15 protein-coding genes are annotated in these 22660 nt (G+C 72.7%); 3 read left to right on the top strand and 12 right to left on the bottom strand.

Translation table 11 applies throughout. From position 1 onward, the window contains the following. Positions 1-41 precede the first annotated feature (41 nt). The 4 genes from CD790_RS05915 to abc-f form a co-directional block, all read right to left on the bottom strand. Positions 42-743, bottom strand: a complete 702-nt coding sequence (locus tag CD790_RS05915) for a ribonuclease HII (RefSeq protein ID WP_144381985.1) — start codon at positions 741-743, stop codon at positions 42-44. Positions 744-1064: 321 nt separating this feature from the next. After that, a complete protein-coding gene (locus CD790_RS05910) occupies positions 1065-1955 on the bottom strand; it encodes an ADP-ribosylglycohydrolase family protein (protein WP_144381984.1) in 891 nt (296 codons plus the stop codon). Between the two features lie 27 nt (positions 1956-1982). Then, a complete protein-coding gene (locus CD790_RS05905) occupies positions 1983-2642 on the bottom strand; it encodes a histidine phosphatase family protein (RefSeq protein WP_144381983.1) in 660 nt (219 codons plus the stop codon). A 9-nt stretch (positions 2643-2651) separates the two neighbouring features. Further along, positions 2652-4364 (bottom strand): ribosomal protection-like ABC-F family protein, encoded by a 1713-nt coding sequence (gene abc-f, locus CD790_RS05900; RefSeq protein WP_144381982.1) that lies wholly within the window; start codon positions 4362-4364, stop codon positions 2652-2654. 69 nt (positions 4365-4433) lie between these two features. On the opposite strand from abc-f, the gene CD790_RS05895 reads away from it, so the two are divergent. After that, positions 4434-5177, top strand: coding sequence for a TetR/AcrR family transcriptional regulator (locus CD790_RS05895; RefSeq protein ID WP_144381981.1), 744 nt, complete (start codon positions 4434-4436; stop codon positions 5175-5177). Positions 5178-5351: 174 nt separating this feature from the next. On the opposite strand, the gene CD790_RS05890 is transcribed toward CD790_RS05895, so the two are convergent. The 3 genes from CD790_RS05890 to nrdR form a co-directional block, all read right to left on the bottom strand. Beyond that, positions 5352-5957 carry a YdbC family protein gene (locus tag CD790_RS05890; protein WP_144381980.1) on the bottom strand — a complete coding sequence of 202 codons (606 nt, stop codon included), beginning with the start codon at positions 5955-5957 and terminating at the stop codon, positions 5352-5354. A 319-nt stretch (positions 5958-6276) separates the two neighbouring features. After that, positions 6277-9180, bottom strand: a complete 2904-nt coding sequence (locus tag CD790_RS05885) for a vitamin B12-dependent ribonucleotide reductase (protein ID WP_144381979.1) — start codon at positions 9178-9180, stop codon at positions 6277-6279. Between the two features lie 114 nt (positions 9181-9294). Then, positions 9295-9831, bottom strand: coding sequence for a transcriptional regulator NrdR (gene nrdR, locus CD790_RS05880; protein ID WP_144381978.1), 537 nt, complete (start codon positions 9829-9831; stop codon positions 9295-9297). A 689-nt stretch (positions 9832-10520) separates the two neighbouring features. Between nrdR and lexA the strand changes: the two genes are divergently transcribed. After that, positions 10521-11306 (top strand): transcriptional repressor LexA, encoded by a 786-nt coding sequence (gene lexA / locus CD790_RS05875; protein ID WP_144381977.1) that lies wholly within the window; start codon positions 10521-10523, stop codon positions 11304-11306. A gap of 223 nt (positions 11307-11529) precedes the next feature. Here the strand turns inward: lexA and CD790_RS05870 are convergent, their stop codons facing one another. The 5 genes from CD790_RS05870 to CD790_RS05850 form a co-directional block, all read right to left on the bottom strand. Further along, the gene (locus tag CD790_RS05870) at positions 11530-13533 is read right to left on the bottom strand and encodes an ATP-dependent DNA helicase (RefSeq protein WP_144381976.1); all 2004 of its coding nucleotides are present in this window, start codon (positions 13531-13533) and stop codon (positions 11530-11532) included. A 38-nt stretch (positions 13534-13571) separates the two neighbouring features. Beyond that, positions 13572-15596, bottom strand: coding sequence for an IucA/IucC family protein (locus tag CD790_RS05865; protein ID WP_399217010.1), 2025 nt, complete (start codon positions 15594-15596; stop codon positions 13572-13574). A 121-nt stretch (positions 15597-15717) separates the two neighbouring features. Further along, the gene (locus CD790_RS05860) at positions 15718-16422 is read right to left on the bottom strand and encodes a GNAT family N-acetyltransferase (RefSeq protein ID WP_260867362.1); all 705 of its coding nucleotides are present in this window, start codon (positions 16420-16422) and stop codon (positions 15718-15720) included. 101 nt (positions 16423-16523) lie between these two features. Further along, complete coding sequence (locus CD790_RS05855; RefSeq protein ID WP_260867361.1) at positions 16524-18674, bottom strand: IucA/IucC family protein; 2151 nt, start codon at positions 18672-18674, stop codon at positions 16524-16526. Between the two features lie 955 nt (positions 18675-19629). After that, positions 19630-21126, bottom strand: a complete 1497-nt coding sequence (locus CD790_RS05850; protein WP_144381973.1) for a diaminobutyrate--2-oxoglutarate transaminase family protein — start codon at positions 21124-21126, stop codon at positions 19630-19632. Positions 21127-21465: 339 nt separating this feature from the next. On the opposite strand from CD790_RS05850, the gene CD790_RS05845 reads away from it, so the two are divergent. Continuing rightward, positions 21466-22644, top strand: coding sequence for a serine protease (locus CD790_RS05845; RefSeq protein WP_144381972.1), 1179 nt, complete (start codon positions 21466-21468; stop codon positions 22642-22644). Positions 22645-22660 lie beyond the last annotated feature (16 nt).

Below are 22660 nucleotides of genomic sequence, written 5' to 3'. Positions count from 1 at the left end.
CGCCGGTGCGAGTCGCATCGGCGGGTGGCGGAATTCTCCGCTCAGAAGTCGAAACCCAATTGGCCAACGGCTTCCATCGCAGCGGTTTCAGGGGCGCTGCGGCCCCGCTTGAGGTGCCGCCAACGCGGCAGGGCGTCCAGGTAGGCCCAGGACAGGCGGTGATGCGGAGTGGGCCCGAGCTCCTCCAAGGCTGCGCGGTGTACCGGCGAAGGGTAACCGGCGTTGTCAGCGAAGCAGAAGTCGGAATGCTCGACTCCGAGTTCGACCATCATCGCGTCTCGGTAGACCTTGGCGATCACCGAGGCCGCGGCCACCACGACACAGCTGCGGTCGCCCTTGATGACGGTGCGCACCCGCCAGGGCGCCCCGAGGTAGTCGTGCTTCCCGTCGAGGATCACCGCGTCGGGGCGCATCGGCAGCCCGTCGAGGGCACGCGTCGCGGCGAGCCGCAGCGCGGCGGTCATGCCCAGCTCGTCGATCTCCTGGGGCGAGGCGTGCCCGAGCGCGTGCGCGGTCACCCAGCTCTCCAGTTCGCGGGCGAGTTCCGTGCGCCGCTTGGGCGTGAGCAGCTTGGAGTCCGTGAGCCCGGCGGGCGGCCGACGCAGGCCGGTGACGGCCGCGCAGACGGTGACCGGGCCTGCCCACGCCCCTCGCCCGACCTCGTCGATACCGACGATGATCCGGGCTCCGGTGGTGGCGCGCAGGGAGCGCTCGACGGTGTGAGTGGGCGGTTCGTAGGCCATGACGTGAACCACACTACGCCGCCGTGATGACGCCCTCGGCGCAGGGGCCGCCCACCGAGCCGCCACCGCCCTTCGGAACGGCGGGGCATCCCCGTCGCGGCCGGCGCGCGCCCGGGTGGACCGCGCCTCGCCGAGGGCCGGCTCCGGCGAACTCCGAGCGCCGAGAACGGAGATCACCGCCTCGACGCGCGGAGGACGCCGGCGCGTGGCCGCTCCGGCGCGTCCGACGATCACCGCCCTGAACGCCACGGGAGGCCGGCCGCGAGCGAAGCATCGAAGGGTCAGGTCACGGGTGACCGGTCGCCGTCGCCGGTCGGCCGATCACCCTGCCGACGGGAGCCAGTCCGGAAGCGCCTCGACGCTCTCCCACCAGGCGAGCGGCGGGGCGCCCGCCTCGCCGGCCGCGATCACACCGCCGACGATCGCGCACGTGGTGTCCACGTCGCCGCCCGCCTGGGCGGTGGTCCAGAACGCGTCCTCGAACGAGCCGAGGTGGCGGGCGGCCGCCCACAGGGCGAAGGGCACGGTGTCATGGGCGCTGGTGCGCCGGCCGCAGCCCAGGACCGCGGCGACCGTGCCCGTGTCCCCGTAGTCGAGCATGTCCCGGGCACGACGCAGCCCGGCCTGCACGGCGCTGCGCGGCACCAGGGCGATCACCTCGTCCAGCAGCGCCTCCGGGCCGGCGACGCCCTCCGGAGCCGCGGTCAGCGCCGCGGCGGCCGCGACCGCCATCGCCCCGGCCACCGCCTCCCGGTGCTGATGGGTGGTGTAGGCGGAGATCTCCGCCTGGTGCGTGGCCTGCTCCGCGTCGCCCGCGTACCAGGCGCCGAGGGGAGCGATGCGCATCGCGGCGCCGTTGCCCCACGAGCCCTGCCCCTTGAAGAGTCCGGCGGCCAGCTCCCGCCAGTCGTCGCCCTCCCTGATCAGTCGGAGCATCCGGTTCACGGCCGGGCCGTAGCCGCGGTCGAAGTCGTGGTGCTCGGCGAAGGAGCGGGCCAGTGCGTCCTGGTCGATCCGACCGTGGGCCGCGAGGACGGCCAGCACCGAGCACGCCATCTCGGTGTCGTCCGTCCATTGCCAGGGCGCGGGCGGCAGCTCACGGCGCGACAGTTTCGGGTAGTTGGCGGGCACGAAGAACTGGGAGCCGAGGGCATCCCCCACGGCGAGCCCCCGCAGACTGGCGAGGGCGCGGGTGAAACGGTCAGCGCTCATCGCTGCGAACTCTAACCCGGTGAAGCCCTAACCGGTGAGGTCATATGGCTCGGGCGTGCACCAGCGCTCGAAGGGACGGTCCAGCCGGTACCGCCCGTCGGCACCGAGCTGCAGCATGCGCATCTCGCCGTTTCCCGGGTTGGAGAGGCACTCGAACTCCGCGACGGTCCAGTGCAGCCATCGCATGCAGAACAGCCGCATGGTGAGACCGTGGGTGACCAGCAGGACGTTCGGCGGGTGTCCCGGATCCTCGAAACTCCGCCACAGGCTCTCCAGGAAGGCACCCACCCGGTCGTAGACGTCGGCACCCGACTCCCCCTGGGCGAAGCGGTAGAAGAAGTGGCCGTAGGCGTCGCGATACGCCTTCTGCCGTTGCACGTCGTCCCGGTCCTGCCAGTTTCCCCAGTCCTGCTCCCGCAGTCTGGGCTCCTCTCGCACCCGGGTACGGGAGGGGTCGAGGCGCAGCAACTGGAAGGTCTGGTGGGTGCGGCGGTACGGCGAGACATAGGCGGAGACCGGCTCGTCCTCGAACAGCTCGCGCAGCCGCACGCCGGCCTCCCGTGCCTGCCTCCGGCCCCGCTCCGTCAGCCGTAGCGCGTGGTCGGGCACTCGTTCGTACACCGTGTCATCGACATTTCCCTCCGATTCTCCGTGCCGTACCAGGACGATGCGGTGGGGTCGCGCCATGCAGCCACCCTAGATCGCGGCCGCGGCCACCGCCTCATTCCGGGCGCCGGTGACCGGCCGCCCGCCGCTTATCTCGCAGACCCCGCCGTTGAAGCGATCGCGCAGCAGGCGGTCGTGCGAGACCACGACCAGGGCGCCGGTCCACCTCTCCAGGGCCCGCTCCAGGGCCTCCACCAGGTCGAGCGCCAGGTGGTTCGTCGGCTCGTCCAGCAGCAGCAGGTCCGCCGGGCGGGCCAGCAGCCGGGCCAGGGCCAGCCGGCGGCGCTGACCCACGGAGAGCGCACCCACCGGCACATGGAGGTCACGGGGGCGGAACAGGCCGTAGGACAGCAGGAGTTCCGCCTGCTCCTCGGGGGCTCCCGGGAGGCCGCGGCCGAAGGCGGCCAGCAACCGCTCACGGGGGCTGGTGACGGGGATCTCCTGGGCCAGGTACCCGATCCGGCCGCGCCGCACCACGGTGCCCGCGTCGGGCGCCGCCACCCCGGCCATGAGTCGCAGGAGGGTGGACTTCCCCGCGCCGTTGGCGCCGTGCACCAGCAGCCGCTCCCCGGCGGAGACGGTCAGGGAGTCGACCGTCAGCCGGTCGCCCACCCGCACTCCGTGGAGGCCGACGAGCACCCCGCCCGCCGTGCCCACGACCGGCCGAGCCGCGAACCGCAACGGCTCCGGCGGGCGGGGCACCGGCTCCTCCTTCAGTCGGCGCAGCCGCTCCTGGGCGTTGCGCACCCTGCTGGAGACCGACGACTGCACGCGCCCCTTGTCCCGGTCGTACGCCATCTTGTTGCCGTCCTTGCGGGCCCGGCCGGGGGCCACCCGCTGGGCGGCGGTGGCGGCGCTCTCGGTCAGGGCGGCGACCTCGGCGCACCACTGGTCGTACTCCTGCTCCCAGCGGCGCCGCGCGGCGGCCTTCTCCGCGACGAAGCCCGCGTATCCCCCGCCGTAGCGGACCAGGGTGCGGCGGTCGGCGTCCACCTCGACGATCGCGGTGGCGACGCGCTCAAGGAAGACACGATCGTGGGAGACGGCGAGGACCGTGCCCCGGTGGGACCGCAGGGCGTCTTCCAACCAGGTCAGCGCGGCGCCGTCGAGATGGTTGGTGGGCTCGTCCAGCAGCATGACCTCCGGCGCCGCCGCGATCAGACAGGCCAGGCCCAGTCGGGCCCGCTCGCCGCCGGAGAGACCGCCCAGCAGCCGATGGCGACCGATGTGCGCGAGGCCCAGGCCGTGCAGGGCCTTGTCGACCCGCGCGTCGGCCTCGTAGCCGCCGCGCGCCTCGAACGCGGTGAGCAGTTCGCCGTATTCGGCCAGCGCGGCAGCCGCGTCGTCGCCGTCGAGACGCTCCTCCAGCGCCCGCAGCCCGCGCTCCATGGTCCGCAACTCGGCGAGGGCCGCGTCGACGGCGTCGCCGACGGTGTGGTCCGGGGGCAGCTCCAGGGTCTGGCCGAGGTGCCCCACGCCGCCGTCGGCGGCCGTCACCGCCACCCCGTCGTCCGGCGGCTCCAGCCCGGCCAGCAGCCGCAGCAGGGTGGACTTCCCCGCGCCGTTCTCACCCACGATCCCGATCCGCTCGCCGGGCCGTACCGAGAACGACACGTCCTCGAGGAGGAGCCGGTCGCCGCGGGACACGGTGACGCCGCGCAGGGAGAGCTGAGTGGACTTCTGAGCGGTCAAGGGCGACCTCCGGGACGCTTGGAAACAGGACGGCGACGGCCGATCAGCCATCTAACGCAACCGGTGTCGCGTTACGATGATGGTGACACACGGCAGCTACTAACGCAACAGGAGTTGCACTTGAATACGGAATCCCCCACCTCCGGTTCCCGGGCCGGACGCCGGCGGGGCGGCGCCAAAGCCGGCAGCACCCCCACGCGCACCGACACCGCCGCCCCGAACGCGTCGCAGCCGCCCGGGACCGTCCGCCCGGGCGGGCGCACCGCCCGGACCCGCGCCGCCGTCCGTGACGCCGTCCTCACCGGGCTCACGGAACACGGCTATCCCGGCCTGACCGTCGAGTACGTCGCCGAGCACTCCGGCGTCCACAAGACCACGCTCTACCGTCGCTGGGGCGGCGTGGAGGGGCTGGTCGCCGACGCCCTCGACCTGGCGGGCGAGGACAGCTGGACCCCGCCCGACACGGGGACCCTCGAAGGCGATCTCCGCGCCCTGGCCCGGGAGGTGTACGACACCTTCTCCGACCCCGCGACCGCCGCCGCTCCCAGCGCGTTCATCGCCGCGGCGTTCCAGTCCGAGCGCGCCGCGGACGCGCTGCGCGGCTTCTACGCCGAGCGCTTCGCGCGCTGCGCCGACGTCGTCCGGCGCGCGGTGGAGCGCGGCGAGGCGCCGGCGGGCACCGACGCGGACGCGGTCGTACGGGCCGTCTCCGCACCGCTGTTCTTCCGGGTCCTGATCACCCGCGAACCGCTCGACGAGGCCCTCGCCGACCAGACCGCGGCGGCCGTCCACGCGGCCGTGAGCGCCGGGGCCTACACGACGAGCGACACCACGGGCGCCACTCCGGGCGGTGCGACGGGTTGACCGGGATGCCGCACGGCGCGCGCGAGCGGCCGCGCCACGCGCCCCGGCCGCCGGGCGGGCCCCGCGCGCACCCCGCTCAGCCCGGCCCGGTCGGCCCCGTACCGACCGGGTACCGCCCGGGCTGGGCCCGGGGCATGAGCGGGCCGTCGGTCGGCCCGCGTACGTCCCGCGCGGTCAGACGGTCCAGGTGGACTCCAGGGCCACGACATCTCCGGCGATCGCCGCCACATCGGTCTCGGTCTGCGCGCGCAGCGCGAGCCGCTCGACCCGCTCCGTGCGGTACTTCCCGTGCTCGGCGGCCGAGTCCCAGATGGACAACACCAGGAACTCGCTTCCCGGCGCCTCGCCGAAGACCCCGCGCAGCATCCCGGGCGACCCCGCCATAGCCGGGTTCCACACTTTCTCCTGCACATGGGTGAAGTGCTCCACCCGGTCCTCGTGCACCCGACAGTGGGCTACCCGGACCACATCCGCGTCGCTGAACCGCGGCTGGAAGCCCACCTTCACGTCAAACCTGCGCTCGAACAGTCTGACCTGGGTGTTCTTGAACGTCCCCGCCTGTCCCGCAGCCAGACGATCATGTGATCGCGCCATGAAGGAGTCGTAGAACGCGCGGCTCTCCCAGAAGCCGAATATGTGCGCCACGTCCGGGCGCCGGAAGCTCCAACCACCGCCCTGACCCCGGAACCCCGGTTCGCCGAGCAACCCCGCCCACTTCCGCTGCCCGCGCTCGAACCCTCGGCGGTCCACCACGGTGCAGCGAATCCACTTGACCAGCACCGCAATATCGTACGACTCCGAAGGTGGCGTGCATCACGTGCCAGGGACGAGAACCGCCCGCGCGCCGGCGCGCTACGGCGCGCGCTCGCATGCTCGCCCCGAGCCGTACACACCACGACCCCGGGGCGGGGAGCCGATGTCCTCGGCTCCCCGCCCCGGGGGTGAAGTGCGCGTGCTCCCGGGCCTCTCGCTCACCGTCGGACGGCGGACCGGGTCGCCTCGGGCGCGAGCCCAAGGCCACCAACGCCAAGGGCGGTGGCGCCGAAGAATCGGCGCCACCGCCCTGACTGGTCAGATCACCGCCGGGACGGGCCCGGCATCAGCTGCAGCCGCTGGTCGAGCCGCAGCCCTCGCAGATGTAACAGCTGCCGGCCCGCTGCATCTTGGTGCCGCAGGAGAAGCACAGCGGCGCGTCCGCGCTGATGCCCAGCTGCATCTCGACGAGCTCTGCCGAGGTGTGCGCCTGCTTGGGGGCCTCGACGACGGGGGCCGGCGGGGCGGCGACGACGGGCTTCGGCGCCTCCGTCTGGCGCGGGGCGGACTGGGCCAGGCCCTCGACGTCCATGTCCTCGTCGATCGGCTCGTAGGAACCGGTCTCCAGATGGCGCTGGCGCTCCTCCGCGGAGTGGATGCCCAGCGCCGAGCGGGTCTCGAAGGGCAGGAAGTCCAGCGCCAGGCGGCGGAAGATGTAGTCGACGATCGACTGCGCCATCCGCACGTCCGGGTCGTCGGTCATGCCGGCCGGCTCGAAGCGCATGTTGGTGAACTTCGAGACGTAGGTCTCCAGCGGCACGCCGTACTGGAGGCCGACCGAGACGGCGATCGAGAAGGCGTCCATCATGCCCGCGAGGGTCGAACCCTGCTTGGACATCTTCAGGAAGACCTCGCCGAGGCCGTCGTCCGGGTAGGAGTTGGCCGTCATGTAGCCCTCGGCGCCGCCGACCGTGAAGGAGGTGGTGATGCCGGGACGACCCTTCGGGAGGCGCTTGCGGACCGGACGGTACTCGACGACCTTCTCGACGGCCGCGCGGATCGTCTCCTCGGTCTTCTCCGCGAGCTCGGCCTTCTCGTCCTTCTTCGCCTCGTCCTTCTTCTTGGCCGAGAGCGGCTGGCCGACCTTGCAGTTGTCGCGGTAGATCGCGAGCGCCTTGACGCCCATCTTCCACGCCTCGAAGTAGATCTCCTCGACCTCTTCGACGGTGGCGGACTCCGGCATGTTCACGGTCTTGGAGAGCGCGCCGGAGATCCACGGCTGGATGGCGGCCATCATGCGGACGTGGCCCATCGGGGAGATGGAGCGCTCGCCCATGGCGCAGTCGAAGACCTCGTAGTGCTCGGCCTTGAGACCCGGGGCGTCGATCACGTTGCCGTGCTCGGCGATGTGGGCGACGATCGCCTCGATCTGCTCCGGCTGGTAGCCGAGGCGGCGCAGCGCCTGCGGGACCGTGCCGTTGACGATCTGCATCGAGCCGCCGCCGACCAGCTTCTTGAACTTGACCAGGGCGAGGTCGGGCTCCAGGCCGGTGGTGTCGCAGGACATCGCCAGGCCGATGGTGCCGGTCGGGGCGATCACGGACGCCTGGGAGTTGCGGAAGCCGTTCTTCTCGCCGAGGCGGAGCACGTCCTGCCAGGCCTCGGTGGCCGCGGCCCAGATCGCGGTGTCCAGGTCGTCCATCCGCTTGGCGGTGGTGTTGGCGTCCGCGTGCTGCTTCATGACGCGCTGGTGCGGCTCGGCGTTCCGCTCGTAGCCGTCGTACGGGCCGACGACGGCGGCCAGCTCGGCGGAGCGCCGGTACGAGGTGGCGGTCATCAGGGAGGTGATGGCGCCGGCCAGGGCGCGGCCGCCCTCGCTGTCGTACGCGTGGCCGGTGGCCATCAGCAGCGCGCCGAGGTTGGCGTAGCCGATGCCCAGCTGGCGGAAGGCGCGCGTGTTCTCACCGATCTTCTGGGTGGGGAAGTCGGCGAAGCAGATGGAGATGTCCATCGCGGTGATGACCAGCTCGACGACCTTGGCGAAGCGCTCGGAGTCGAACGACTGGTTGCCCTCGCCGTCGTCCTTGAGGAACTTCATCAGGTTCAGCGAGGCGAGGTTGCACGAGGTGTTGTCCAGGTGCATGTACTCGCTGCACGGGTTCGACGCGGTGATCCGGCCGGACTCCGGGCAGGTGTGCCACCGGTTGATGGTGTCGTCGTACTGGATGCCGGGGTCGGCGCAGGCCCAGGCGGCCTCGGCCATCTTGCGGAAGAGCGACTTGGCGTCGACCTCCTCGATGACCTCGCCGGTGAGTCGGGCGCGCAGACCGAAGGTGCCGCCGTTCTCCACGGCCGTCATGAACTCGTCGTTCACGCGCACCGAGTTGTTGGCGTTCTGGTACTGGACGGACGTGATGTCGTCGCCGCCCAGGTCCATGTCGAAGCCCGCGTCGCGCAGCGCGCGGATCTTCTCCTCCTCCTTGACCTTGGTCTCGATGAAGTCCTCGATGTCGGGGTGGTCGACGTCGAGAACGACCATCTTGGCCGCCCGGCGGGTGGCTCCACCGGACTTGATCGTTCCGGCGGAGGCGTCGGCGCCGCGCATGAAGGAGACCGGGCCGGAGGCGTTGCCGCCGGAGGAGAGCAGCTCCTTGGAGGAGCGGATGCGGGAGAGGTTCAGGCCGGCGCCGGAGCCGCCCTTGAAGATCATCCCCTCTTCCTTGTACCAGTCGAGGATCGACTCCATGGAGTCGTCGACGGAGAGGATGAAGCAGGCGCTGACCTGCTGCGGCTGCGGGGTGCCGACGTTGAACCACACCGGCGAGTTGAAGCTGAAGATCTGGTGCAGGAGGGCGTAGGCGAGCTCGTGCTCGAAGATCTCCGCGTCGGCCGGGGAGGCGAAGTACCGGTGGTCCTCGCCGGCCTTCCGGTAGGTCTTCACGATGCGGTCGATGAGCTGCTTGAGGCCGGTCTCCCGCTGGGGGGTGCCGACCGCGCCGCGGAAGTACTTGCTCGTGACGATGTTGACCGCGTTCACCGACCAGAAGTCGGGGAACTCGACGCCACGCTGCTCGAAGTTGACCGAGCCGTCGCGCCAGTTGGTCATGACGACGTCACGACGCTCCCACGCCACCTCGTCGTACGGGTGCACGCCGGGGGTGGTGTGGATGCGCTCGATACGCAGACCCTTGGCAGCCTTGCTTCCCTTGGAACGGGAACCTCGCGCCGGGCCGCTCGCCGTCTCTGTCATTCCGCCTCCCTGATACGGGCAAAACGCCCTGATGTGCCAAATTCTTCCTTGGCACGGTGTTCTGTTCTGTCGCCCACGCGCACGGCGGCGCCCGGGCAGGTTCGTGGTCGTCGCTCAGTCGGCGACGACGGCAGGCGCGGAGTCCTGCACGGCTCCACCACGCCCGGTGGCGGCGTCCGGCCCGCCCTCGGCGGGCGCGCGGAGCGGCTGCTGTTGACGCAGCTCGGCGACGGCCGCCTCGAAGTCCTCCAGCGAGTCGAACGCCTGGTAGACGGAGGCGAACCGGAGGTACGCGACGAGGTCGAGCTCCTTGAGCGGGCCGAGTATCGCGAGCCCCACGTCATGGGTCGACAGCTCGGCGCTGCCGGTCGCGCGCACCGCCTCCTCGACCCGCTGCCCCAGCAGGGCGAGCGCGTCCTCGGTGACCGGGCGCCCCTGGCACGCCTTGCGCACCCCAGAGATGACCTTGGTGCGACTGAAGGGCTCGGTGACCCCGCTCCGCTTGATCACCATCAGGGACGCGGTCTCCACGGTGGTGAACCGCCGGGAGCAGTCCGGGCACTGGCGACGCCGACGAATGGAGCAGCCGTCGTCGGTGGTCCGACTGTCGACGACTCGGCTGTCGGGGTGCCTGCAGAAGGGGCAGTGCATGGTTTCCCCACCCTTCTTCCACCCTCGGAAACGGCGTACGACCAGGTACGACTGACAGCCTCGACCGGCCCGTCGTGAGGGCCTCTCGAAGCAGCCACCAGCATAGGCGACCACCGAGGGGGCTCCGTACCAGGGACACAACCTGTGGTGGCGGACCCCAATCACACCACTAGATGTGGTGCCCGGTGCACTCTCCGCGCCGATCATGCCGCTGACGTGCCGAGGAGTCGCCACCGCGCGGGCGCGCGCGGGAACAGTGGGGACGAGACTACGCGAAGCCACCCGGACGGCGGCCTTCGGGGCAGATCGGGAGGTCAGCCGCAGGGGCGATCGGGCATCCGCCGCATGGCGGTGTCGCACCGCACCCCTCCCCCGGACGGGCCGCCGCCGCACGGACGGTGGAGCTGCGACCGGAGAGCCGCCGGGAAGCACCCCCGCCGGAGCACTCCCGACGGCGGACGCGAGGCGACGAAACGCGGTCGAGGCGGGCCCTCAAAGCGGGAATCGGGACCGCGAAGTGCCACACTGGATGCCACTCCGACCCCGGATCCACGGTCCGCCCATACACCCGATCCCTTGATCGCGTCAGCCGATCCGCGAGATTTCACTCGAACGTGTGTTTGGCGCAACCTTTCGAAAGCAACTACCGTTGACCAACCAGGGAGAACATTTCGAGAGGGGCCGACGACGTGACCACCACCACAGACAGTGCCACCATCACCGCCCAGGACCGCTCCCAGAGTCGACTCGAACACGCGCACACGATGACGAGCGAAGCCACGAACCCCGAGGGCGCGAAGCCCACACGCTCGCTTCCCGGCCGCCCCCCAGGGATCCGGGCCGACAGTTCCGGGCTGACCGATCGACAGCGGCGGGTCATCGAAGTGATCCGCGACTCCGTGCAGCGCCGCGGCTACCCACCGTCCATGCGGGAGATCGGCCAGGCCGTGGGGCTGTCCAGCACCTCGTCGGTGGCGCACCAGCTGATGGCCCTGGAGCGTAAGGGCTTCCTCCGTCGGGACCCGCACCGCCCCCGCGCCTACGAGGTGCGTGGCTCGGACCAGCCCACCGCACAGCCGGCGGACACCACCGGCAAGCCCGCCGCCTCCTATGTGCCGCTGGTCGGCCGGATCGCCGCCGGCGGCCCGATCCTGGCCGAGGAGTCGGTCGAGGACGTCTTCCCGCTCCCGCGGCAACTGGTCGGCGACGGCGAGCTGTTCGTACTCAAGGTCGTCGGCGACTCCATGATCGAAGCCGCGATCTGCGACGGGGACTGGGTGACCGTCCGCCGTCAGCCCGTCGCCGAGAACGGTGACATCGTCGCCGCGATGCTCGACGGCGAGGCCACGGTGAAGCGCTTCAAGCGGGAAGACGGGCATGTGTGGCTGCTCCCGCACAACGCCGCCTACCAGCCCATCCCCGGCGACGAGGCGACCATCCTCGGCAAGGTGGTCGCGGTGCTCCGGCGGGTCTGAGGACACGCCTCACGACCGGGCCCCGGGACCACTGCGCCGGTTCCGGGGCCCAGCTTCTCTTTCCCTGTCGTCTCTGGTGCGCGGGGCCCGCCGCCGGCTCGCCCGGCGCGCCAGCGCCCCCACACCACTGACGAGCAGCCCTCGCGCCGCGGACCAGCGGCCTACGCACCACAGACGAGCGGCCCGTACGCCGCGTCTCCTCCGGCGCGTACGCCCTCCCGGTCTACCTGCCCTCCGCGCGGGCGGCGGCATCGATGGCGGCCAGGGAGCGGCGCACCTGGTTGCGGTCCGTCGTGTACCAGAAGTCGGGCATCGAGGCCCGCAGAAAGCCGCCGTAGCGGGCGCGCTCCAGCCGGGGGTCGAGCACCGCCACCACGCCGCGGTCTCCCGTCGCCCGCACCAGGCGCCCGGCTCCTTGGGCCATCAACAGCGCGGCGTGTGTCGCGGCCACCGCCATGAAGCCGTTGCCCCCGCCCTCCTCGACCGACTTCTGCCGGGCGCTCATCAGCGGGTCGTCCGGGCGCGGGAACGGGATCCGGTCCATCACCACAAGCTGGCAGCTGGCGCCCGGCACATCCACGCCCTGCCACAGCGACAGGGTGCCGAAGAGGCAGGTGCGCGCGTCCGCCGCGAAGCCCCGGATGAGCTCGCCGAGGGTCTCCTCGCCCTGGAGCAGGATCGGCACGTCCAGTCGCCCGCGCAGTTCCTCCGCGGCCGCCTGGGCGGCGCGCATCGAGGAGAACAGCCCCAGCGTGCGGCCGCCCGCGGCCTCCATCAGCTCGGCCAGCTCATCGATCATGTCCCCGCGGCTGCCCTCCCGGCCGGGCTGGGCCAGGTGCTTGGCGACGTAGAGGATCCCCTGCTTGCGATAGTCGAAGGGGGAGCCGACGTCGAGCCCCTTCCAGACCGGACTCTCAATGCCGGAGCCCTCGCCACCGGCCCCGCCCTGGGCGCTCGCGGCGCCCTCGGGGCCCAGGCCGAGCGAGGCCGCGACGCCGTTGAAGTCCCCGCCGAGCTTGAGGGTGGCCGAGGTGAGCACCACCGAGCGGTCCTCGAACAGCTTCTCGCGCAGCAGGCCGGAGACCGACAGCGGGGCGACGCGCAACGAGGCGCCGAAGCGGTCGTGACGCTCGTACCAGACCACGTCGTACTCGGAGCCCTGCACGATGCGCTCGGCCACCGCCTGGATGTTCTCCACCGAGGCGAGGGCCTGCTTGCGCACCGCGTCCTCGTCCTGGACCGACTTGTCGCGGGTGGCGCCCAGCGCCGAGATCACGTCGCGGGCGGCGTCCCGCAGCGACATCAGGGCGTATCCGAGGTCCTCCGGGATCTCCTCCAGGCGGCCCGGGAGGGCCAGCTCCATCAGCCGCTCGAAGGTCTCGGCCGCCGTCTGCAGGGCGTCGGCCTCCTTCTCGTTGACGAGCTTGGCGGAGCGCCGCACGGCACGGTTGACCTGGCCCGGTGTGAGCTCGCCGGTGGCCACCCCGGTCACCCGGGAGACCAGCTCATGGGCCTCGTCGACGATCAGCACCTCGTGGCTGGGCAGCACGGGGGCGCCCTCGATGGCGTCGATGGCGAGCAGGGCGTGGTTGGTGACCACGACGTCGGCGAGCTTGGCGCGCTCCCGCGCGGCCTCGGCGAAGCACTCGGCCCCGTAGGCGCACTTGGAGGCGCCGAGGCACTCGCGCGACGTGACCGACACCTGCGACCAGGCCCGGTCGGAGACGCCGGGGGTCAGGTCGTCCCGGTCGCCGGTCTCCGTCTCGTCGGCCCAGTCCCGCATCCGCAGCAGATCCTGGCCCAGCTTGCTGGTGGGTGCCGCGGCCTCGAACGGATCGAAGAGACCCTCTTCGTCGTCCTGGGGCACGCCCTCGTGCAGCCGATGCAGACACAGGTAGTTCGAGCGGCCCTTGAGCATGGCGAAGTCCGGCCGGCGGCGCAGCAACGGGTGCAGCGCGTCGACCGTCCGGGGCAGGTCGCGCTCGACGAGCTGCCGCTGGAGCGCGAGGGTGGCGGTGGCCACCACGACCCGCTCTCCGTGGGCCAGGGCGGGCACCAGATAGCCGAGCGACTTACCGGTGCCGGTGCCGGCCTGGACGAGCAGATGGGCGTTGTCGTCGACGGCCTCGGCGACGGCTTCGGCCATGGTGACCTGACCGGGGCGCTCCGAGCCGCCCACGGCGGAGACGGCGGCGTGCAGGAGCTCGGGGAGGGAGGGCTTCGTCATAGCGCGTCCACCCTACGGCCCACCACTGACAACCGCGATCAGCCCTGGTGGAGCGGGTTGGGTACGGTGCCGTGCACCGCGGCGTGCGGGCGGGTCGGGCGGTCGCGGTAGCCGTCCAGGTGCAGTCGGTTGCGGTTCAGACACAGCCGCTCGATGCGCTCGGTGAGCAGGTCGAAGGTCTCGAAGCGCTCCTTGAGCTCGGGGAACCGCTCGTGGTGGCGGACGATCTCGTCCCGCACCATGGCCCAGAAGTCCGCTTCGGGGATGCCCAGTTGCCCCTCGCAGAGCGGGGCGAGGTAGCGGAAGACGCCGACGAAGAGCCCGGAGTGGATGAACTGGGTGAGGAAGCCGGGCGGCTCGGTGAGCAGCACGTCCCGTACCTCCTCCGGCATCGTGGCGTGCTCGGGGACCGGGACGGCGCTCACGTTGATGTCGTCGACGAAGTCCTTCACGGCCATCCGCGCGGGGACGTCGTTCCCGTCGAAGACGATGACGGTGTTCTCGCCGTGCGGGGAGAACACGGTGCCGTAGCGGTAGAGGAAGTGCAGCAGCGGTGGCAGCAGGGCCTTGAAGAGCAGCCGCAGCCAGTCCCGGGGCGGCATCCCGGAGCGCTCGACCAGCTCGGCCACGAAGGCGCGCCCTCGGGAGTCGGTGTGCAGCAGCGCCGCCAGGGTGCGGGCGCGCTCGCCCGGGACCAGATGTCGGGCCAGCGGCTCCCGCCAGATCGCCCCCAGGAGCTCCTTGTACTGGTACGGCGCCTCCGGCAGCCGGTCGTAGACCTCGTGGCCGACCGCGACGGAGGCGACCTCGCCCAGCAGGATCACCCGGCAGTCGTCGCGCAGGAACGCGTCGCTCTCGCACAGTCCGCGCACCCAGCCCGTGACCGCGGGCGCCGCCTTGGTCAGCCGGGTCGGCAGCCCCCGCCACACGAGTGTGTTGAGGATGGAGAGCGGGAGCTTCACGCTGTGCCGCCCGGGCCGGCTCACGTTGAGGAAGGTGCGGATGGACTGCTGGGGCAGCCGCAGGTCGCGGTCGGCGGGCGGCAGCGGAACGATGTCGTGGGCGGCGATGCCGGCCGCGAAGAGCGGCACGACGATCTCGTCCCACTGCCACGGATGGACCGGCAGGTAGAGGTAGTCCCCCGGACACAGGCCACGGGCGTCCAGCGCGGCGGCGAACGCCGCGCGGACATCGTGGTCGAGCTCGTGCGCGTACAGCCGGTTCGGGTCGCCGAGCTCGGGGACGCCGCGATAGGTGGCGAGGCCGCGGCGGACCGCGATCCACGGCAGGGGACGCGGGCATCGGGCCTCGGGGGCCCAGTGCCGGGTGTCGCTGGCCGAGAACCCCATCCGCCCCTTGTTGAAGACGATCCAGGGGTGCCCGGTCTGGTGGCCCTCCAGCTCGGCGTAGTCGAGGTCGGCGAGGTCGGAGGCGGGGAGCGCGGTGTGGTCGAGGCGGGCGTCGGCGTTGAGCGTGGTGCCCAGCTCGCGGACGAGGTGGCCCAGGGTGGCGCCGTCGAGGCCGAGCAGACCGCGGGCCCGGATCAGGAACTCCATCGGGTTGACGGAGTCGTCCGTCGGCTCCGGGACCGGCGGGACGTCCCACGCCACGCTCGCCTCGTCGACCCACCAGCTGCCGTACGCGCCGCGCCGGGCCAGGAAGGACAACGTGCCTCCCCCGGAGTCGGCCCCTCCGTCCGCTCCTCCCTCGGCTCCTCCCTCGGCCGGGGCGGCGTCGTCGAGCCGGAGGACGTAGGGGGCCGCCGCGGAGTGGCCGGCACAGTGCCCGACCGCCGGGGCGGGCGCGGGGGCCGAGGGCGCGGCGGACGGGGCCGGGGCGGAGGGCACGGGCGCGGAGGTGCCGAGGGTGGCCGCGGAGCGGGGAACCGGCTGGACGATCTCTTCGTAGGCGAACTCGGCGATCATCTTGGCGAGCAGCCGTCGGGAGACCCGCTGCCAGGTGGCGCGGTTCAGCTCCGAGGGGAGTCGCAGGGGCTCGGCTTCGGCGAACTCGGCGATGCCCTCGGAGTCGTCGCTGGCATCGGTAACGGGCGGCTTCGGCACGGACAGGACTCCCTGTGCGGTATCGGAAACGGCGGGCGCGGGTGTAACGAGTACGGCGGGTCAGGCGTGTAGAGAGTGAGGGACGCTGGACGGAGCGCGGAGCGGATCATGGTGGCGGCCCTCACATCAGATGCCGGAGGGCTCGGTCGCGCAGCATCAGCGCCGCGCGCTTGTCCGGGAGGTCGAGCTCGGCCGAGAAGCGGAAGCCGGCGCTGAGAAAAGCGACGATGGAGGGGGTGTTGCGTAGGTCGGGTTCGGCGATGACGCGCGCGCAGGCGGGTCGGTGGTCGAGCGCGAGATCGGCCGCGGCGCGCAGCAAAGTCCTGCCGAGGCCGTGACCGCGGTCGGACACACCGCCGATGAGGAGATGGAGCCCGGTGTCGTGCGGCCGGGCCGGATAGTGCCGCGCCAGCGGGTCGAGGTCGGCGCGGTAGACCTCCCAGTAGCTCATCGGCACGCCCTTCAGGACACCCAGGCAGGGCACGCTGCGACCATCGCCGTCGAGTTGGGCGCGCAGGTGCTTCTCGGTGGTCTCCTCGGGCCCGGCGAGGTCCCAGAAGGCGGCGACGGCCGGATCGTTCATCCAGCGGGCGATCAGCGGCAGATCGCGCGAGACCTTGACCGGCACCAGTTGGAAGGCGCCCACCGGTGTGTCGGTGGGCCCCCACCCCGCGAGGTGGTCGAGGAGGTCCGGCCGGGCGTCGTCGACGGGCCGTACGGCGAGCCGCTCCGCGCCGAGCCGGTCGGCCCGGTCGTCGGCCAACCTCAGGTCGAGGGTGTCGTCGGTGCTGGAGGTCGTACGGGCGGTGGAGTCGGCCGGCTGCACGGCGACGGTCTCCTCTCGTGCGTTCGCGCGGGCGCGAGGGTCCGGGCGGCGGTCGGGGGCTGGGGGTTCGGAGGGAACCGGATCGATGCGCGGCGCGGACGTCATGACGTGCCGCCGACAAGGGGGTTGGCGATGGTGACGTAGACGGACTGGGTGTCGACGGGGCCGACGAGCTCGTCGAGGCCGCGCAGCCTGGTCAGCATGTTCGCCTTGCAGCGCAGGACGGGGGTCTCCAGAAGGCGGGCCGGGAGCGTGGAGCGGAGCGCGGCGGGTCCGGTGGCGGCCTCGCCGAGGAAGCGGCGGAAGGCGGCGAGCAGGACGCGTTCGTCCGCCAGCCGCTGGGAGCCGAACGCACCCACCAGACCGAGCACGTTGTTCACCCCCAGGTAGTAGGTGAACCTTTCGTCGGCGACCTCGTCGGACACGAAGGTGTCGCTGTCCCGGCCGATCCCGGGGAGCCTCCGGTCGAGTTCGTCACGGCGCGACTCACGGAAGTAGTAACCCTGGTTGTCGCGGTAGCGGCCGCCCGCCGGCCACCCCTCGGGGTCCAGCAGCACCAGCGTGTTCTGCTGGTGGGCCTCGAGGGCGACCCCGGCCTCGCCGTCCAGCCACAGCACGGGCCGTACGACGGCGTGGAGGTAGCGCAGGAACCACTCCGCAGAGACCGCGCCGAGGGATCGACCGGTGCGGGCGGCGAGCCGGGCGACGATCGAGGCGAGTCGGGAGCACGGCAGCGGCCGGCCCGGCCACGGTCGCGACGCGGTCAGCCCGGCGACGCACACCGCGTCGTCGGTGGGCCCGAACGGGTTGTGCCGGATGACGACGTCAAGACCGGTGAGCGGGGCGCCGTCCGCCCCGTCGGCGCCGAGCCAGGCCGGGTCGCGCACGATGTCGAAGCCGGAGGGGCCGGAAACGCCGGACGACCCCGGACCACCGGTCGGCCCCGGGCAGGCCGCCCGCCACTGCTCGGCGACGCCGCTGCGCAGCAGTCGGTGGACCTCGACGCCCCGGCGCAGTTCCTTACGGAGGTTCTCACGACGGGAGTTGGTGATGCGCACGCCGAGCGACAACTTCAACATGGCCGGGGCGTCCGGCCGGTACACGGTACGAACCGAGGAGGTGGGGTGCCAGAACGGGCCGCCCTGGCCGATGTCACGCAGCAGTCCGTCCGCGAACAGCGCGGCGATCGCGGGGCGGTGCCGGATCTCCCGCGCCTGCCAGGGGTGCAGGGGTAGCGGCACCGCACCGCTCGGTAGCCCTTCGGAGAGGATCGCACCCGCCAGCCGGGCGGCGAGCCGCTCCGCCGGTACGGTGCGCCCGCGCTGGGTCCATGCCGAGTCGGCGGCGAGCAGGGAGCGATCGACGGCGATCCAGTGCAGCGGGAAGCTGCCGCGCAGCTCGGGTGAGTAGTGCCGCGCCTCCGCTTCGGAGAGCCCTTCCCGGCTCTTGGGGGTCGGGTGCAGCGGGTGGCCCAGAATCAGCGCCTGTTCGGAGCTGAGGAAGGAGCCGCGTTCGGGCGGGTCGGCCGGCGCGGCCCGTCGTTCCTTCAGGAACAGGGCGGTCCGCTGGATCGAGTCCGCGACCCTGCCGACGAGTTCGGCGGCCTCTCCGACGGCTGCGCGGCCGCCGTCAGGCTCCGGGGCTTGGGCGGCGGGCCCGACGGCACCGCGCTCCCCCGCGGCTGCGCGCTCCTCCGCGCCGTCGCGGCACTTCACGGCTTGGGGGTCACCCGCGCCCTCGCTGCTCTTCGCGGCTACGGGCTCCCCCACGCCGTCGCGGCACTTCGCGGCCTCGGGGTTCTGCTCGACTCCAGGAGGTGCCTCGACGGGCACGGTGGGCGCTGCCGCGGCGCGCATCGACGGCACGAGCGGCTCGGCGGACGGTCCGGCCGCCTCGGGCGACGGCGCTCCCGCCCCGGGGCGCGGAGCGGCGGACTCGGCGACCCTGCTGCCCCCATCCGCCGCGCCGGCCCCGGCGGCGTACGCCGCCTCTCGGCCGAGCAGGGCGGCGAGGGTGACGGCGTCGACGGCCGGGGCATCCTCGGGGGCGTGCTCCAGAGCGGCCCGGCCGAAGAGGTGGGTGCCGGTCGGCGACCAGTAGCGCACCAGAACCCGCACCGCACCGCCGCCGGCGGCGAGGGGGATCCGCAGGACGTCCGTCTCCGGTCGGGCGAGCCCCGTCTCGCGCACCCAGCAGCGAAGGAGGTTCTCCACCGCGGCCGCGTCCGCCGCGACCCAGGGATCGGGGTGCACGAGCGGCTCCGGGTGGCGGCCGGGCGCAGCGCCCCCCGGGGCCTGGGCGCCACCGCCTGCCTGGTGATCGTCGAGCGCGCGGCGGTGCTGCCGCGGCACGGTCGGCGTGGCCTCCGTCGGCCTGGCCTCCGTCGACGAGGTCGCCCCAGGCGCCGCCCCCGGCGGTGTGGTCGCGCCCGGGACGTACGGACCGGAGAGGTCCGGCGAGTGGGAGGCGCCGGGCGGGGAGGGGGTGTTGGGCGTTCCGGTCGGGGGCGCCGCGGCGGGCCGAGTCTCGGGCTCCGCCGCGGGCCGACACGCGGCCGACGTGGCAGGGCGCGTGGTGCGGGGGATCACCAGGGGCCCCAGGGCCTCCGGAACGGCGGGCTCCGGGGCACCCCGATGCGCGCCCGTCGGTGCGGGCCGGGCGGCGTGGTGAATCACCGCGGGCTCCGAGACCTCTGGAACGGGCGGGGTCGGGGCGGGGCAGTCGGCCTCGGGGGTGTGCAGCATCTCGTCTGTGGCGCACACCTCGCGACACTCACGCCGTGAACCGGGCGCCTCCCTCCTTCCACGGTGTGGGGGTGAACGGGCGGCCGTACGACGGCGCGCGCCCGTACGACGGTGAGCGGGCCCCCGGCGGCGGTCGGGCACCCGGCCGCGGGCCGAGGCACCAGGCCCGGCGGCGCCGGCGCGGGCCGCCGCCGTGTTGCAGCGGCCGGCCGCACCGCGCCAGCCGGGGGCGCGGCCACACGCGCGGGCCGGACGGCAGCCGGGAGTGCGGTGAGGCGGCGACGACCAGAGAGAGCACGGGTCGCCCACCCGCGCCTGGCCACGACGGCCGAGCACGGGCGCCGGCGCACCCCACGGGTCAGGGCGCGCCCGGGTACCCGGCGACGCACCGCCGGGGACCCGGCCGCCTGACGAATCCGGCTGAGGGCGTTGGGCGTGCGGCCTCGAGGGGCCGTCGGTCGCGTCACCGGGCGGGGCCCGGGAGCGGTGGGGCGAACGGGGCGTGGGCACGGACGGCGTAGCAGCGTTCGACCGCCTCAAGGGCGTCGGCCAGCCGGTCGAGGATCGCTTCGGCCTGCTCGTCGGTGATGGTCAGCGGCGGCAGCAGCCGGACCACGCTGGAGTGCCGGCCGCCCAGCTCGACGATGAGGCCCCGGCCCAGGCACTCCTGCCGGACCGCGGCCGCGAGCGAGGGCGCGGCAGCGGGGGCGGGGGCGGAGGCCGGCGTGACCGCGGGGCTGGGAGCGGGAGCGGGAGCGGGAGCGGGCACCGTAGCGGCGGAGCCGGGGGCGAGGGCGGGCTCGATCGGTGCTCCGGCGCCCTCCGGGTCGACGAGCTCCAGGCCGAGCATCAGGCCCCGACCGCGGACGTCGCCGACGCAGGGGTGTCGGCGGGCCAGTTCGCGCAGCCGGGCCAGGATGCGGGCGCCGAGCGTGGCGGCCCGTTCGGCCAGCGCGTTCTCACGGACGAAGGCGAGGGTGGCGGCGCCGGCGGCCATGGCGAGCTGGTTGCCGCGGAAGGTGCCCGCGTGGGCGCCCGGCGGCCAGACGTCGAGGTCGTCGCGGTAGACGACGACGGCCAACGGAAGGCTGCCGCCGATGGCTTTGGAGAGCACCATCACATCGGGGACGACGCCGCTGTGTTCCACGGCCCAGAAGGCGCCGGTGCGGCCGACGCCGGTCTGCACCTCGTCGGCGATGAGGGGGATCCCGCGCGCCGTGGTGATCTCCCGCATCCGGCGCAGCCAGCCGTCCGGGGCCGGGATGACACCGCCCTCGCCCTGCACCGGTTCGAGGATCATGCCGGCCGGAGCGGGCACACCGCCCTTGCCGTCGTCGAGCACGCTCTCGGTCCACCGGGCCGCGAGCTCCGCGCCGCGGTCCCCGCCGACCCCGAACGGGCAGCGGTAGTCGTACGGGAAGGGCAGTCGGGTCACGCTCACCGCGCGGGCGCCGCCGGACGCGGCCAGCGCTCCGGTGGTCATGCCGTGGTAGGCCCCGGTGAAGGCCAGGAGCCCGTCGCGGCCGGTGGCGGTCCGCACCAGGGTGAGCGCGGCCTCGACGGCGTCGGTGCCGGCCGGGCCGCAGAACTGCACCCGCCCCCGCTCGGCGAGTTGGGGCGGGAGGGTGGCGAACAGCTCGTCCACGAAGGCGTCCTTGACCGGCGTGGCGAGGTCCAGGACGTGCAGTGGGGCACCGGAGTCGAGCACGGAGCGGATGGCCTCCAGCACCACCGGGTGGTTGTGGCCGAGGGCCAACGTGCCGGCGCCGGAGAGACAGTCGAGATAGCGACGGCCGTCGGCACCCTCGATGGTCAGTCCCCGGGCCCGCACCGGGACGATGGGCAGCGAGCGGGCGTAGGTGCGGGCCGCCGACTCGCGCAGCGACTGGCGCCGCAGAATGCCCTGGATGCGTTCGTCCGCCGCGCACTGCGCCGTCGGCGGGAGCTCGGTCACGGCCATGGGAGTCGGCCCTCCTGCTGCGGACTGCGTGCGAGCGCACGCCGGTCGACGGTCCCCCGTACGTACCAACGACGCGCACAGCGGCAGATCACGGGCAAAAGGAAGATCCTTCTCCGTGGGAACCGGGGACCCGGCTACCGCCGTCGTAGGCGGCACCGGCATAGTGGGGGCTGCCGTCCCCGCCGAGTCGGAGACATGACAAATTCAGATCGAGTGCAGACCTGGTGTGGGCCCGGTCCACAGCTGACGCGGCCCCGCACAAGGGGATCCGGACCGTTTTCCGGATCGAAGCACTCCGAGCCCAGGACGTCTCAGAACATCTCAGGGGGAGTTCCACCCATGCCATCCATACGCCGTTCCGCGCTGGCCGCGGCCGCCATGGCCGCCGCACTGGCGCTGACCGCCACCGCGTGCGGCCCGGACGACGGCGGGGACGCCGGTCAGTCCAGCTCCCCCGACCAGGGGTCGCAGGACATCGCCCTGCCCGATGACCTCAACATCGGGGACAAGCTGAAGGACCTGGGCATCGATCTCGACGAGTGGAAGAACGGCGCCTGGGACAAGTGGGACAAGGACGACTGGCTGCGTGAGGCCGGGGAGTTCATCAACCCGATCATCGAAGACCTCTGGAAGCCGGACCGGATGAAGGAGGCTCAGGAGCCCGACAAGCCGGTCGACGAGGAGGACATCGACGGCGACCAGGGCGTCACCGACCCGGAGCCGACTCCGGTGACCGCCAAGCAGGTGTCCGCGCCGTTCAGCACCAAGGTGCCGGAGGCGGGCAAGGTCTTCTTCGACGGCCCCGAGGGCTCCATGGTCTGCTCGGCGACCGTGGTGAAGGACCCGGCGCACCCCGGCAAGTCCAACCTGGTGTGGACCGCCGGTCACTGTGTCCACGCGGGTAAGGGCGGCGGCTGGTACAAGAACCTCGCCTTCGTCCCCTCGTACAACGACGCCGGCAAGTCGGCGGCCCAGCTGGAGAACGCGACCCGCGAGGAGCTCGCGCCCAAGGGCGTCTGGTGGGCCGACTGGGCCCAGACCTCCTCGCAGTGGATCGACAGCGGCGCGCAGGTCGGCGGCAAGGGCGCGCCCTACGACTTCGCCGTGCTGCACGTGAAGCCGGAGGCGGGCGCGGGCGGCAAGTCGCTGGAGGAGACGGTCGGCGGGGCGCTGCCGGTCGAGTTCAACGCCCCGGCGGTCAAGTCGATCGACAGCATCACGGGCACCGGCTACCCGGCCGCGCCGCCGTTCGACGGCCAGAAGATGTTCCAGTGCGCGGACAAGCCGGGTCGCCTCTCGCTGCAGGCCGCGCAGCCGACGATGTACCGCATCGGCTGCACCATGACCGCGGGTTCCTCCGGCGGCGGCTGGGTCGCCACCGGCTCCGACGGCAAGCCCGCGCTGGTCTCCAACACCTCCATCGGCCCGTCCAACGCCACCTGGCTGGCCGGTCCGCACCTGGGTCCGGAGGCCAAGGGCGTCTACAACGCGGTGAGCAAGAAGTTCGCGGGCCAGTAGGTCCGCCGGGTGTGGG

It is taken from the genome of Streptomyces sp. SAJ15 (genome assembly GCF_007595705.1).
GTDB lineage: Bacteria > Actinomycetota > Actinomycetes > Streptomycetales > Streptomycetaceae > Streptomyces.
This window is presented reverse-complemented; position numbering and strand designations above follow the sequence as displayed.

What these genes read in the sequence shown, in the direction of transcription:
- CD790_RS05845 (WP_144381972.1), top strand. Translation starts at nt 21,466, where the DNA reads ATGCCATCCATACGCCGTTCCGCGCTGGCCGCGGCCGCCATGGCCGCC.
- CD790_RS05850 (WP_144381973.1), bottom strand. Translation starts at nt 21,126, where the DNA reads ATGGCCGTGACCGAGCTCCCGCCGACGGCGCAGTGCGCGGCGGACGAA.
- CD790_RS05885 (WP_144381979.1), bottom strand. Translation starts at nt 9,180, where the DNA reads ATGACAGAGACGGCGAGCGGCCCGGCGCGAGGTTCCCGTTCCAAGGGA.
- abc-f (WP_144381982.1), bottom strand. Translation starts at nt 4,364, where the DNA reads ATGGCTGATCGGCCGTCGCCGTCCTGTTTCCAAGCGTCCCGGAGGTCG.
- CD790_RS05870 (WP_144381976.1), bottom strand. Translation starts at nt 13,533, where the DNA reads ATGACGAAGCCCTCCCTCCCCGAGCTCCTGCACGCCGCCGTCTCCGCC.
- nrdR (WP_144381978.1), bottom strand. Translation starts at nt 9,831, where the DNA reads ATGCACTGCCCCTTCTGCAGGCACCCCGACAGCCGAGTCGTCGACAGT.
- CD790_RS05915 (WP_144381985.1), bottom strand. Translation starts at nt 743, where the DNA reads ATGGCCTACGAACCGCCCACTCACACCGTCGAGCGCTCCCTGCGCGCC.
- CD790_RS05905 (WP_144381983.1), bottom strand. Translation starts at nt 2,642, where the DNA reads ATGGCGCGACCCCACCGCATCGTCCTGGTACGGCACGGAGAATCGGAG.
- CD790_RS05910 (WP_144381984.1), bottom strand. Translation starts at nt 1,955, where the DNA reads ATGAGCGCTGACCGTTTCACCCGCGCCCTCGCCAGTCTGCGGGGGCTC.